Raw genomic sequence first — 13,625 nt, 5'->3', positions numbered from 1 at the left:
TCATGGCTCTTAAAAAGTTTCTTGAAGACATCGAGCATCATTTTGAGCCTGGTGGTAAACACGAAAAATGGTTTGCCCTGTACGAAGCTGTAGCAACAGTTTTTTACACTCCAGGTATCGTAACAAATAAAAGCTCGCACGTTCGTGATAGCGTTGACCTAAAACGTATCATGATCATGGTTTGGTTTGCGGTATTCCCAGCAATGTTCTGGGGTATGTACAACGCAGGTGGCCAAGCTATTGCAGCGCTTAACCACATGTACGCTGGTGATCAACTAGCGACAGTTATCTCTGGTAACTGGCACTACTGGCTAACTGAAATGCTGGGCGGAACGATTGCCGCTGATGCAGGGGTTGGCAGCAAGATGCTACTAGGTGCGACCTACTTCCTACCTATCTACGCAACAGTATTCCTTGTTGGTGGTTTCTGGGAAGTGCTTTTCTGTATGGTGCGTAAGCACGAAGTAAACGAAGGCTTCTTTGTTACTTCTATCTTGTTCGCACTTATCGTTCCACCAACGCTACCTCTATGGCAAGCGGCACTAGGTATCACATTTGGTGTTGTTGTTGCGAAGGAGATCTTCGGTGGTACAGGTCGTAACTTCCTTAACCCTGCACTTGCAGGTCGTGCATTCCTATTCTTCGCTTACCCAGCGCAAATCTCGGGTGACGTAGTATGGACTGCAGCTGACGGCTTCTCTGGTGCAACTGCTCTTAGCCAATGGGCTCAAGGTGGTAACGGTGCTCTAGTTAACACAGTAACTGGTTCTCCTATCACTTGGATGGACGCTTTCATCGGTAACATCCCTGGCTCTATTGGTGAAGTATCGACTCTAGCTCTAATGATCGGTGCAGCGATGATCGTTTACATGCGAATCGCTTCATGGCGCATCATTGCGGGCGTAATGATCGGTATGATTGCAGTATCGACTCTGTTTAACGTGATCGGTTCTGACACTAACCCAATGTTCAACATGCCATGGCACTGGCACCTAGTTCTAGGTGGTTTTGCATTCGGTATGTTCTTCATGGCAACGGACCCAGTATCAGCGTCATTTACTAACAAAGGTAAATGGTGGTACGGCATCCTGATTGGTGCAATGTGTGTGATGATCCGTGTAGTTAACCCGGCGTACCCAGAAGGTATGATGCTGGCGATTCTATTCGCGAACCTATTCGCACCTCTGTTCGACCATGTAGTGATTGAGAAGAACATCAAGCGGAGACTAGCACGCTATGGCAAGTAATAACGACAGCATTAAAAAGACGCTGGGTGTTGTTATCGGGTTGAGCCTTGTTTGTTCAATCATCGTATCAACAGCAGCAGTAGGTCTGCGTGATAAGCAAAAAGCTAACGCTGTCCTAGATAAGCAATCAAAGATCGTTGAAGTTGCAGGCATTGACGCGAACGGTAAGAAAGTACCAGAGCTATTTGCTGAGTACATCGAACCTCGTCTGGTAGACCTTGAAACAGGTAACTTTACTGAGGGTAATGCATCTACGTACGATCAGCGTGAAGCATCAAAAGATGCAGAACGTTCAATCGCATTGACACCAGAAGAAGACGTCGCTGATATCCGTCGTCGTGCGAATACAGCAGTGGTGTACTTAGTAAAAGACCAAGATGAAGTCCAAAAAGTTATCTTGCCTATGCACGGTAAAGGACTATGGTCGATGATGTATGCCTTTGTAGCCGTTGAAACTGATGGTAACACTGTGTCTGCTATTACTTACTACGAGCAAGGTGAAACTCCTGGACTTGGTGGTGAAGTAGAGAACCCTTCATGGCGCGATCAATTCATTGGCAAGAAATTGTACAATGAAGATCATCAGCCAGCGATTAAGGTCGTGAAAGGCGGCGCACCGCAAGGTTCTGAGCACGGTGTTGATGGCCTATCAGGAGCAACGCTCACTAGTAATGGTGTTCAACACACATTTGACTTCTGGTTAGGTGACAAGGGCTTTGGTCCTTTCCTAGCAAAAGTTCGTGACGGAGAACTTAACTAATGTCTAGTGCACAAAACGTTAAAAAGAGCATTCTAGCGCCAGTATTGGATAACAACCCAATCGCGCTACAAGTTCTTGGTGTATGTTCTGCTCTTGCAGTAACAACTAAACTAGAAACAGCTTTTGTAATGACGCTAGCGGTAACATTTGTAACTGCGTTGTCTAACTTCTCTGTTTCATTGATCCGTAACCACATTCCTAACAGTGTGCGTATCATCGTTCAGATGGCAATTATCGCATCGCTAGTAATCGTGGTAGACCAGGTGCTAAAAGCTTACCTATACGATATCTCTAAACAGCTATCTGTATTCGTTGGTCTGATTATCACTAACTGTATAGTAATGGGTCGTGCTGAAGCATTCGCAATGAAGTCTGCGCCAGTACCATCTCTTATTGACGGTATTGGTAACGGTCTAGGTTACGGTTTCGTTCTTATCACTGTAGGTTTCTTCCGTGAGCTATTTGGCTCAGGCAAACTATTTGGCCTAGAAGTTCTACCTCTAGTGAGCAACGGTGGTTGGTACCAGCCTAACGGCCTAATGCTACTAGCACCATCAGCATTCTTCCTAATCGGCTTCCTTATCTGGGTAATCCGTATTCTGAAACCAGAACAAGTAGAAGCGAAGGAGTAAGGACGTCATGGAACATTACATTAGTCTGTTAGTTAAATCGATTTTCATCGAAAACATGGCTCTGTCTTTCTTCCTAGGTATGTGTACTTTCCTTGCCGTATCTAAGAAGGTTAAGACCTCTTTCGGCCTAGGTGTTGCAGTTGTGGTAGTACTGACTATCGCTGTTCCTGTGAACAACCTAGTATACAACCTAGTTCTGAGAGAGAACGCGTTAGTTGAGGGCGTGGACCTTAGCTTCCTAAACTTCATCACCTTTATCGGTGTAATTGCAGCACTTGTACAGATTCTAGAGATGGTTCTAGACCGTTTCTTCCCACCTTTGTACAACGCGCTAGGCATCTTCCTACCGCTGATCACAGTAAACTGTGCAATCTTCGGTGGTGTATCTTTCATGGTACAACGTGACTACAACTTTGCTGAATCTATCGTTTACGGTTTCGGCTCTGGTGTGGGCTGGATGCTGGCAATCGTTGCTCTTGCAGGTATCCGTGAGAAGATGAAGTACTCTGACGTACCTCCAGGTCTACGTGGTCTTGGTATCACATTTATCACTGTAGGTCTTATGGCGTTAGGCTTTATGTCTTTCTCTGGTGTTCAACTGTAAGTCGGGTAAACCGCAACAATTAAGGAATAGTCAATGGACATTATTCTTGGTGTAGTGATGTTTACTCTGATCGTACTTGCACTAGTACTAGTGATTCTTTTCGCTAAGTCTAAGCTTGTACCAACAGGTGACATTACAATTTCTGTGAACGATGACCCTTCTCTGGCGATCGTTACACAACCAGGTGGTAAGCTACTGAGTGCTCTAGCCGGTGCTGGCGTATTCGTATCTTCTGCTTGTGGTGGCGGTGGCTCATGTGGTCAGTGTCGCGTAAAAGTTAAATCAGGTGGTGGCGACATCCTACCAACCGAGCTTGACCATATTACTAAAGGTGAAGCACGTGAAGGTGAGCGTCTAGCGTGTCAGGTTGCTATGAAAACTGACATGGACATCGAGCTTCCTGAAGAAATCTTCGGCGTTAAGAAGTGGGAATGTACCGTTATCTCTAACGATAACAAAGCGACATTCATCAAAGAGCTTAAGCTACAAATTCCAGATGGCGAATCAGTACCTTTCCGTGCTGGTGGTTACATCCAGATTGAAGCACCTGCTCACCACGTGAAATACGCAGACTACGATATTCCTGAGGAATACCGTGAAGACTGGGAGAAGTTCAACCTTTTCCGTTACGAGTCTAAAGTTAACGAAGAGACTATCCGTGCATACTCAATGGCTAACTACCCAGAAGAGCACGGTATCATCATGCTTAACGTTCGTATCGCGACTCCGCCGCCGAACAACCCAGACGTACCACCAGGCATCATGTCTTCGTACATTTGGTCTCTAAAAGAAGGCGACAAGTGTACTATTTCTGGTCCATTTGGTGAGTTCTTTGCGAAAGATACAGATGCAGAAATGGTATTCGTTGGTGGTGGTGCTGGTATGGCTCCAATGCGCTCACACATCTTCGACCAACTTAAGCGTCTGCACTCTAAGCGTAAGATGTCTTTCTGGTACGGCGCACGCTCTAAGCGTGAAATGTTCTACGTAGAAGACTTCGATATGCTACAAGCTGAGAATGATAACTTCGTATGGCACTGTGCACTGTCTGATCCACTTCCAGAAGATAACTGGGATGGTTACACTGGCTTTATTCACAACGTTCTTTACGAGAACTATCTACGTGATCACGAAGCGCCAGAAGACTGTGAATACTACATGTGTGGTCCACCTATGATGAATGCGGCTGTTATCGGCATGCTAAAAGATCTAGGTGTAGAGGATGAAAACATCCTACTAGATGACTTCGGTGGTTAATCCCTCCAAGTGATTGAATCTATGGCTAGCTCTCTAAGAGCTAGCCATTATTTTTTGTAGAAGTAAAAATAATATTCAACAGTTGATATAGGTAATTGGATTTAAGTAATCGGTCCCATTCCCCATATCAATTCAACAACATTGGGAGTTAACAAGTGAAAACGTGGCTTGTTGCATTCGCTTCTCTATTGATTTTGGCTGGCTGTGAGCAGCCAGCAGATCAAATTCATCTAAGTGGCCCTACCATGGGGACTTCTTATAACATCAAGTATATCGAGCAAGATGGTATTCCTACGCCAAAAGCGATGCAGACGGAAATTGATCGCTTACTGGAAGAGGTTAATGATCAAATGTCGACTTACCGTGATGACTCAGAATTAAGTCGCTTTAACCAGCATCAAACGAGTGAGCCATTTACTGTATCGATACAAACAGCAACCGTAGTCAAAGAAGCGATTCGTCTCAACGGTCTTACTTTAGGCGCATTGGATGTGACAGTCGGCCCTTTAGTTAACCTGTGGGGCTTTGGCCCAGAAGCTCGCCCTGATGTCGTTCCTACAGATGAAGAGCTAGCGGCACGCAAAGCCAATACTGGCATTCATCATCTATCTGTTGATGGCAATAAATTGTCCAAAGATATTCCTAACTTGTATGTCGATTTATCAACTATTGCTAAAGGTTGGGGGGTTGACGTGGTTGCTGACTACCTTCAATCTGAAGGGGTTCATAACTTCATGGTAGAAGTGGGCGGCGAAATGCGCCTCAAAGGCGTGAATCGTGAAGGCGTGCCGTGGCGCATTGCGATTGAAAAGCCGACTATTGATGAGCGCTCAATTCAAGAAATTATTGAGCCAGGGGACATGGCAATTGCAACAAGTGGTGACTATCGTAATTACTTTGAGAGTAATGGTGTGAGATACTCTCATATTATTAATCCAAGAACAGGCAAACCTATTCATCATAAAGTGGTGTCTGTAACGGTATTAGATAAATCGTCGATGACTGCTGATGGTCTTGCAACTGGCCTTATGGTGCTAGGTGAAGACAAAGGCATGGCAATTGCGAACGAAAATAATATTCCTGTTTTCATGATTGTGAAAACGGAAAATGGTTTTAAAGAGCTGGCTTCGGAAGCATACAAGCCGTTCATGAAGAAATAACAACAGAAGTGAGCATGTTCTTATGAGTACATTTCTAATTACGTTTGCAGTTTTTGTTGCGGTAATCGCAGCGATGGCTGTTGGCTACATCTTCCAGAAGAAAGTGGTGAAGGGTAGCTGTGGCGGTCTTGGTGCAGTAGGTATTGAGAAAGTATGTAACTGTCCAGAACCATGTGACGCGCGTAAGAAACGTGAAGCACGTGAAGCGGCGCGAGCTGAGAAATTAGCTGCATGGGAAAAAGATCGAATTGCTTAAGTATCGGTCATCCAAAGAGTAATACAAAATAACCCAGCTAAAGCTGGGTTTTTTTATATCTCTCGCTCTACTTCTCTGAGAGTTTATACTTTGCTTGCTACGTTTAATCTAGGATGACCGGAAGCTTAAGTCGGTGCAGACTTCACAGCCAAGTCATTTCCCTTTAATCACCGTACTTAACTGTTATTTGGTTATATACTCAAACTAAAGCGCGTTAACTTAGGAGGAAATATGGAAATGCATCAACACGGTATGGCTGAATTGTTTCAACAACTAGGCCTCGGCAGCTCTCCTCAAGAGATAAAGGACTTTATTAACGAACATCGGCACAAAAGAGCTTCAGCCCCTCTGCATGAAGCCAGCTTTTGGACAAGTTCGCAGGCCACATTTCTCAAACAAGCCATTGAAGAAGACGCAGACTGGGCAGAGTTGGTCGATCAGCTTGATGTGATGTTACGAGATTAAAGCACGTTTACAAACTCTCATTTCTATCAAGGCAGATTTAATTTATACTGTGTTTTTGAACAGTGTTTAATGGCTATGTCAGACCGAATCAGAAAAATCATTCACGTCGATATGGATTGTTTTTATGCTGCCGTTGAGATGAGAGATAATCCTAGTTACCGTGGCATTGCACTCGCCGTTGGCGGTCATGAAAAACAGCGTGGCGTGATTAGCACCTGTAATTATGAGGCGCGCAAATATGGCGTTCGTAGTGCAATGTCAACGGCGCGTGCATTACAACTCTGCCCCCATTTACTAGTCGTTCCCGGTCGAATGCACGTGTACAAACAAGTCTCTCAGCAGATTCGTGCTATTTTTGAGCGTTATACGCCTATCATTGAACCTCTATCATTAGATGAAGCATACCTCGATGTCACGGACTCGACAGCTTGTCGTGGCTCCGCAACGTTGATCGCAGAGTCTATTCGACGCGACATTTGGAATGAGCTTGGACTGACGGCATCGGCGGGCATTGCACCGATTAAGTTTCTTGCCAAAGTCGCCTCTGATATGAATAAACCCAACGGTCAGTTTGTTATCCCGCCAGATAAGGTTCAGGAAGTTATCGATACACTTCCGCTGGAAAACATTCCTGGCGTTGGGAAGGTGAGTCTTGAGAAGCTACATCAAGCGGGCTTTTATCGATGTGAGGATATTAAAAACAGCGACTATCGTGAATTGCTGAGACAGTTTGGTCGTCAGGGAGCATCTTTATGGCAGCGTAGCCATGGAATTGATAATCGAGAGGTCGTCGTTGAGCGAGAGAGAAAATCCGTCGGTGTGGAACGAACATTCAGCCAGAATATCTCGAGCTATGATGAATGTTGGCAAGTGATCGAGGATAAACTTTATCCTGAACTCGAGAAACGCTTAGAGCGTGCAAGCCCAGATAAATCGATTATTAAACAAGGTATTAAAGTTAAATTTGCCGACTTTCAACTGACAACAATTGAGCATATCCATCCGCAATTAGAGCTTGAGGACTTCAAGATCTTGTTAAGAGATATTCTTAAGCGCCAAAACGGACGGGAAATACGCCTTTTAGGCTTGAACGTGATGCTCAAGCCCGAGAACCAAGCGCGTCAATTGAGCTTTTTCTAGGCTCTTACTGCTTCTACCTGATCTAATACTTGCTCAAAGCTTGTGTTGGCCATCGCACCATAACCTGACAGTTTTGAAGCTTTTAGCTGGCTAATTAAAGGGGTACTAATGCCACACAAGAAGCGGGCGACAGCATCATTGCTGATAGCTGAAGGGGAGAGCTGAATAAATTCCTGCACCCACATTGCTACTTGAGGTGGCTCAATATCCTTACCTTGTGGTGTTGGGAACGAAGCGACTTGACCACGACACACGGAGCAGTGACCACATTGCTCTGGTGCATTGTGATCAGCAAAGTAGTTCGCCAATTGTGAGCTCAAACAGTGCTCTGACTGGAACAAGCGCAGCATGGTGTGAATTCTTTCGATATCTTTGCTTTCTTTGGATTGGAACAGTTCATACAGTTGTTGGATTAAAACATCAGAACTCTGTGTGGTTGGCAAAACAGAGTACACGTCGGTCAGTTGTTTGCTCTCTAGCTCTATCCAACCATTCTGGTGAAAATAGTCGAGGGCTGCGACAACTCGGCTGCGTTCCGATTGATAGTTCATCCATAACGCTTCTAGGTCAACTTGGCACCACACTTTGGCTTTTTGCGAGCAGGAGAAAATAGCCTCCACGAATTGACGTCGCTCGCCTTGAAATTGATTCACAATAAATTGCTGATCGTGCAAAAACTTAAAGCGATATTCCGCAAAGTAACTGTATTTTGCTTCAATGAGTTTATGTAGCTCCAAATAAACCAACAAGGTTTTGAGTGGCAATTGGCGGATATTACTTTCACGCGATAAACGCAGTGGCACTACCTCCCATTGTGGAGCATGTTCTTTCGCTTGCTCGACTACATAGTTAATCGAGGTTAGTTCAGGTGTGTCACCATAGACAAAGTTTTCCAACACCGTTAAGCCGGACGTATTGCCCAGCAGAATGCACTCAGAACGTTGCCCGTCCCTGCCTGCACGTCCAATCTCTTGTGCGTAGTTCTCGATCGATTTGGGTAAGTCGAAGTGAATGACGCGGCGGATATCAGATTTATCGACCCCCATACCAAATGCAATCGTGGCAACAATACAGTCAATTTGGCTATCCATAAACTGCTGTTGGATTTGTTCACGGATGTCGCTTTTCATACCTGCATGGTACGCGTGAGCATTAATGCCAATATGGATTAGTGATTTTGCTACTTGCTCTGCTGTCTGCTGTTGTGTCACGTATACGATAGTCGGAAGCTTAGGAGAAGAGGCGATGAGCTCACTTAGCACTTCTTGTTTCGTTGCTTCCTCGCATGGGATCACCGAGATATCCAGATTGGGGCGGTAGAAGCCTGTAACGGTAATATGTTCACTGGCAATATCGAACTTTTGTTTCATGTCTTCAATAACTGCGGGCGTTGCTGTTGCAGTGAGAAGCAAAGATTGTGGAATGTTCAGTTCACGTTGATATTGCGGTAGCTTGAGATAATCAGGGCGGAAGTTATGTCCCCATTCGGAAATACAGTGCGCTTCATCAACCACCATCAAAGAGATCGGTACTTGGCGAATGAACTCACGAAAACGCTCGTTTTTTAGGCGCTCAACAGGAATCATCAATATTTTGATCTGTCCATTTTTTACCCCTGCCATGACGCGTTGTGACTCTTCTCTGCTTTGACTGCTATCGATAGAAGCGGCCGGGATCCCTTTACTTTGCAAAAAGTTCAGCTGATCTTTCATTAGCGCCAACAACGGCGAGATCACCAACGTAAGATTGGGCAATACGGTTGCTGGCAATTGGTAACAGAGAGACTTACCCGAACCTGTAGGAAAGATGGCCGCAGCAGAGTAACCATTCATAACCGCTTCAATAACGGGTTGTTGACCTTGGCGTAATGAGTCAAAACCAAATACGGATTGAAGTGTTTGATGCAGCGAGTCACTTTGCATAATAGGGAAACCTTTCTTTGATGGTAAACTTAGGTACATTAACACACCCTGAGTGCCAAACGCGCGTCCTAAAAGTATGAACAAAGCTGACTTAGTCCAAATTATCATCCAACATCTGGAAGAAAAACTTCAAGTGGCCCATGCATCGGCTCAGCTAGCCATTGATGCCGCGACAGATGAAGAAACTGTTCCCGAGCATAAGTACGATACGTTAGCACTTGAAGCCGCGTATCTTGCTCATGGACAAGCTATGCGAATCCAAGAGAGTGAAGACGAGCTGCGTCAATATCGCGCTCTAGTGACTCGCGACTTTAAAGGAGCACCTGTTGGTGTAGGTGCTTACGTCGTTCTCGCAGATGAGAATTTGCTTGAAAAACACTTCTTTGTAGGCCCTTGTTCTGGTGGTCTGACTGTTAAATATCAGGCTCAGGAAGTCTTTGTCTTAACAGCAAAATCTCCTCTTGGTCGAGCGTTATTCGGGAAAGAAGAAGGCGATGAGATTGATGTAAAAATAGGAGATAAAACAACTTGTTATGAAGTCGTGACGATTTGCTGACATCTCATGTATCACTCAGTGTTATGTTTAACACGAGTAATGTTAAATAAAAGAGAATGACATGAAAAAGCTTTTTACACTCTCATTGCTGATGGTCAGTGCTACTGGTTATGCAGCGCAGTGTCGTGTAGACATTAATAATGAAGTTCGTATGGATGGACAAAGCTTGGAGATTCGCCAAACGACGGGTGACAAAGCGGTTGTGGATGAAGATAACAACCTTTTCATCAAAGGTGAGCTAATTGAACTCAATGCCGACCAAAAAGCGGCGATTGAAGATTATCGCGAAAAAATGAACGCGTATATTCCACAAGCAAAGCAATTGGCGAGTGATGGTTTAGCGCTTGCAAATGACATCATCGATGATGTTGCGGAAAGCCTAGACGCACCTGGCGCGTTTGATAACGTCAAAGTCGCAGTACAGGACTTTTTCGCTGATGTTGAATCACGTTACTACAAAGATGGCGATTTCATTCTACCAGCGGAAAGTTTTGAGTCCATGACACAAGGGTGGACTGAAGACTTTGCAAAAGCACAAGAGATCTTCAATAAAGAGTTTTTAGCCAGTTCGTTGGATGCTTTATCGAAAAAAATGAAGGAAGAGGGAGGGATAAACCTCACTGCATTATCAGAGAGTATGGCTGAGCTCAGCGCGAAAGTAGAAGAGCGTTTAGCTGAGCATTCGAAAGAGGTAGAACAACAAGCAGAAGACTTGTGCGATTCGCTGGATGACATGGCAGGGCAAGAAGACGATCTGTTGAAGAAAATCCCTGAGCTAAAAGATTACCGAGTATTTACGATTTAATTACCCTTCAAAAAGTAGAACTCAATGGTATAAAGAAAGAGAGCACAATTGTGCTCTCTTTTCGTTTTTACATACTTGAACAAGTAATGAAAGCAAGACGATGTTATTCGTTTGCTCATTAACAACTTACTGCGCGTTCATCTGAGTGAGTTTATCGCCGACAGGTTTTGAGAAATTAAAACCATCATGCTGATCCCAGTTGATAGACCACGTCATTACCCCTGCATAATTCGGGTAATTGAACGCTGGTTTAACGGTGCCACATGAAGTGCCTTTGGTTAAACAATCTAGTGCGCTGATAATATTCTGTGTCGGAGCCTGACCTGAATTTGCCGAGCTAGGACCTGAAGGTAAGCCGATTGCGACTTGATCATCACGTAGTGGTGCAAACTGAGTGCCGTCGGCCAATTCAAAGCCTTCGATAAGCATTTTAGATTGCGCTACCATCATATCCACAGAGCCTTCTGGTGCACTGCCTGGCAGATATGGGTTTGGTAAACCACCGTTGTTATATAGCTGGACGTGAAGTAGGTCGAGCGTGCTGCGTGTCTCGTTAATCACAGGAATGTAAGCTCCCCAAATACCGCTGTAAGCCACATAGCCGCCTTGAACATAAGGATGCTCAGGTGCCATGGTTAGGTACATGTCGCCACCCATGTTTTGCTCTATTTGAAGCAAAGCACGACCAAGGCGAGCTTGAATTTGCGAGCCATGAACCAAGTTAGATCCACTCTCTAAATCCACATCAAGACCATCAAAGCCCCACTCAGCGATAAGACCTGTTAGGCTAGAGACAAAGTTGGCTTCATCTTGGTCGGTATTCAGCGTAATCGTGCCTTCTGCGCCGCCAAGAGAGAGAACAAACTTCTTACCTTTAGCTTGAAGCGCTGCCATGTCCTGCTTGAATTGTGTTGGATCGAGTGCTGGACAATCGCTGTAAATATCGCCTGAATATAGATTAAAGTGCACGGTACCATCACTGTTGCGGTCATTTTCGGCAAAGGCAATATCAATCACATCCCACGCATCAGCCATATCCGCTAGACGAATTGGACAGCCAGCCCCATTTACAAAATTGTGCCAGTAACCGATGAGTTTGTGACGTTTCTCTGCTTGCTCAACCACCGTAATTGCTGCCGCGTCAGACAATGCATTGCTTCCTGACAAATCCACAGCTTGGGCGCTAACTGTAAAGTTACCAAGTGCAGTTGGTGTCCAGTTAGCTGTGTAAGGTGCCGTGGTATCGGTTGCAACAATAGAGCCGTTGATCATGAAATCAACGTGTTTAATGCCTGAGGTTAAAGACGTTGCATCGGCACTTAATGCGAGGTTTTTGCCTAAGCCGACGGTTTGACCGCTACTTGGTGAAGTCAGTGAGACGACCAAATCTTTATCGCTGACTTCCACACCAACCAAGGACTCTGACGTGTTGTTATCATTATCGGTTGCGACGGCTTTAAGTTGGTTAGCGCCAATAAGTGTGGCGTTCCAAGTAACGGAATATGGTGCTTGAGTGGTGACCCCTAAGCTGGTGTTGTTCGCAAAAAACTCAACTTGCGTGACGGTGCCATCAGCATCGCTTGCGTTTGCCGTGATTTCGTTATTGCTGCCAGCGAGCACGACTTGTCCATCCGTTGGTGCCGTAATGGTAACTTGCGGTGGTGTCGAGCAAGCACCTAGGCCACTCCAAGCATCTTGCCAGTATAGCCCTTCACCTGGTTCGTAAGCCCATGTCGCATCCGAGGAACACCAACCAGCAACATCACAACGATATTTTTGGTTGAAGTGAGAAACCAGGTCGCCAACTTGATAACTCGTTCCCGCCGCGTAAGGCACTGCATCTGAACATCCGCCCGTCCCTGTTTCTGAATTACTAACAACAAGCGTTACTTCTTGGCTCATGGTTGCGAGGTATGTGTCATCAGTCGCTTGTGCTTTAAACGAATGTGTACCAGCATTCGCGGTCCATTGATATTCGTAAGGTACGCTGGTATCAATCGCAACGGATTGATTGTTCACGAAGAACTCAACTTGTGTGACCACACCATCAATATCATCAGCTTGAGCGGCTACGGTTAGGTTATCGCCTACATTAAGCACTTCTGTGCCTACTGGGCTTGTCAATGAAATGCTTGGTGGCGGTAATTCGACTTGTGGTTGAACTTGGATAGAAATCGTCGTGGTGGTAACGGCTCCCTCATTATCGGTCGCAATTGCGGTCAATTGCGAGACACCTTCAATAGCGGTCCAAGATGCTTCGAATGGTGCTTGAGTTACCACAGCAACCGTTTGGTTGCCTGCAACAAACTCAACTTGTGCGATTTGGCCATCTTCGTCGGCTGCGTTGGCTAGCAAGGTGATCGCACTGCCTTCGGGAATTTGTGCGTTGTTTGTTGGAGAGGAGAATGACACTGTTGGCTCTAGGTTGTTGCTTCCACCATCACATTGCCCTAACGCTTTCCATGCCTCCCAAGCCCCTGAATTGGTAACAGGGTCATTGCCTTGCGTCCAATACGCGGCCTCGTAAGCGGCTCCTTGCGTTTTTACTAAAGTGCCTGATGTATAAGTCGCAGTGCTGTCCCAGTCGGGTAAGCTTTGGCAGTTATAGGCTTGAGCTTGGTAGCTGACGCTGAGTGCTGCAACCATCGCTCCGTGAAGTAGAGTGACCTTCATTTTCCTCTCCTTGAGTCATGGATATAAATGAGAACAGAGTAATAACTAGCTGATAAATAGACATAAGGGGGAAAAAGCGAAGCACAATATTCTGCTTTTCGACACAGTATCACGAGGAACTATTCGTTCCTTACACCAAAGCTCATTA

13 protein-coding genes are annotated in these 13,625 nt (G+C 45.4%); 11 read left to right on the top strand and 2 right to left on the bottom strand.

The annotated features are described in order from the left end of the window. Window positions 1–2: 2 nt before the first annotated feature. The 9 genes from R2S67_RS09940 to dinB all read left to right on the top strand — a co-directional run bounded on the left by R2S67_RS09940 (window position 3) and on the right by dinB (window position 7,521). Entirely contained in the window at window positions 3–1,247 is a 1,245-nt protein-coding gene (locus tag R2S67_RS09940) for an NADH:ubiquinone reductase (Na(+)-transporting) subunit B (protein WP_006742551.1), read from the top strand. Continuing rightward, complete coding sequence (locus R2S67_RS09935; RefSeq protein ID WP_006742550.1) at window positions 1,237–2,007, top strand: Na(+)-translocating NADH-quinone reductase subunit C; 771 nt, start codon at window positions 1,237–1,239, stop codon at window positions 2,005–2,007. Before R2S67_RS09940 ends, R2S67_RS09935 begins: the two co-directional genes overlap by 11 nt. After that, window positions 2,007–2,639 carry an NADH:ubiquinone reductase (Na(+)-transporting) subunit D gene (locus R2S67_RS09930; protein ID WP_005380269.1) on the top strand — a complete coding sequence of 211 codons (633 nt, stop codon included), beginning with the start codon at window positions 2,007–2,009 and terminating at the stop codon, window positions 2,637–2,639. Before R2S67_RS09935 ends, R2S67_RS09930 begins: the two co-directional genes overlap by 1 nt. 7 nt (window positions 2,640–2,646) lie before the next feature. Then, window positions 2,647–3,243: an NADH:ubiquinone reductase (Na(+)-transporting) subunit E gene (gene nqrE, locus R2S67_RS09925; RefSeq protein ID WP_005380270.1), complete on the top strand. Its 597-nt coding sequence runs from the start codon at window positions 2,647–2,649 to the stop codon at window positions 3,241–3,243. Between the two features lie 33 nt (window positions 3,244–3,276). Continuing rightward, the gene (gene nqrF / locus R2S67_RS09920) at window positions 3,277–4,500 is read left to right on the top strand and encodes an NADH:ubiquinone reductase (Na(+)-transporting) subunit F (RefSeq protein WP_005380271.1); all 1,224 of its coding nucleotides are present in this window, start codon (window positions 3,277–3,279) and stop codon (window positions 4,498–4,500) included. Window positions 4,501–4,655: 155 nt separating this feature from the next. Then, a complete protein-coding gene (locus tag R2S67_RS09915) occupies window positions 4,656–5,660 on the top strand; it encodes an FAD:protein FMN transferase (protein WP_046874982.1) in 1,005 nt (334 codons plus the stop codon). 22 nt (window positions 5,661–5,682) lie between these two features. Next, entirely contained in the window at window positions 5,683–5,916 is a 234-nt protein-coding gene (nqrM, locus tag R2S67_RS09910; protein ID WP_005436655.1) for a (Na+)-NQR maturation NqrM, read from the top strand. 231 nt (window positions 5,917–6,147) lie between these two features. Beyond that, window positions 6,148–6,381: a DUF2789 domain-containing protein gene (locus R2S67_RS09905; RefSeq protein WP_012841486.1), complete on the top strand. Its 234-nt coding sequence runs from the start codon at window positions 6,148–6,150 to the stop codon at window positions 6,379–6,381. Between the two features lie 75 nt (window positions 6,382–6,456). Continuing rightward, the gene (dinB, locus tag R2S67_RS09900; RefSeq protein ID WP_053809828.1) at window positions 6,457–7,521 is read left to right on the top strand and encodes a DNA polymerase IV; all 1,065 of its coding nucleotides are present in this window, start codon (window positions 6,457–6,459) and stop codon (window positions 7,519–7,521) included. Here dinB and R2S67_RS09895 read toward each other — a convergent pair. Further along, entirely contained in the window at window positions 7,518–9,443 is a 1,926-nt protein-coding gene (locus R2S67_RS09895; RefSeq protein WP_317344162.1) for a RecQ family ATP-dependent DNA helicase, read from the bottom strand. The two genes, dinB and R2S67_RS09895, sit on opposite strands and share 4 nt — an antisense overlap. Window positions 9,444–9,519: 76 nt before the next feature. On the opposite strand from R2S67_RS09895, the gene R2S67_RS09890 reads away from it, so the two are divergent. Beyond that, window positions 9,520–9,999 (top strand): GreA/GreB family elongation factor, encoded by a 480-nt coding sequence (locus tag R2S67_RS09890; protein WP_225461942.1) that lies wholly within the window; start codon window positions 9,520–9,522, stop codon window positions 9,997–9,999. Window positions 10,000–10,060: 61 nt separating this feature from the next. Continuing rightward, window positions 10,061–10,804, top strand: coding sequence for a YggN family protein (locus tag R2S67_RS09885; RefSeq protein ID WP_005385316.1), 744 nt, complete (start codon window positions 10,061–10,063; stop codon window positions 10,802–10,804). Window positions 10,805–10,930: 126 nt separating this feature from the next. On the opposite strand, the gene R2S67_RS09880 is transcribed toward R2S67_RS09885, so the two are convergent. Further along, a complete protein-coding gene (locus R2S67_RS09880; protein ID WP_317343570.1) occupies window positions 10,931–13,477 on the bottom strand; it encodes an Ig-like domain-containing protein in 2,547 nt (848 codons plus the stop codon). Between the last annotated feature and the right edge of the window lie 148 nt (window positions 13,478–13,625).

The sequence above is a fragment of the Vibrio sp. T13N genome, assembly GCF_032970445.1.
GTDB classification, from domain to species: domain Bacteria; phylum Pseudomonadota; class Gammaproteobacteria; order Enterobacterales; family Vibrionaceae; genus Vibrio; species Vibrio diabolicus.
The sequence above is the reverse complement of the archived record's forward strand: the minus strand, read 5'-3'. Positions and strand labels throughout refer to the sequence as shown.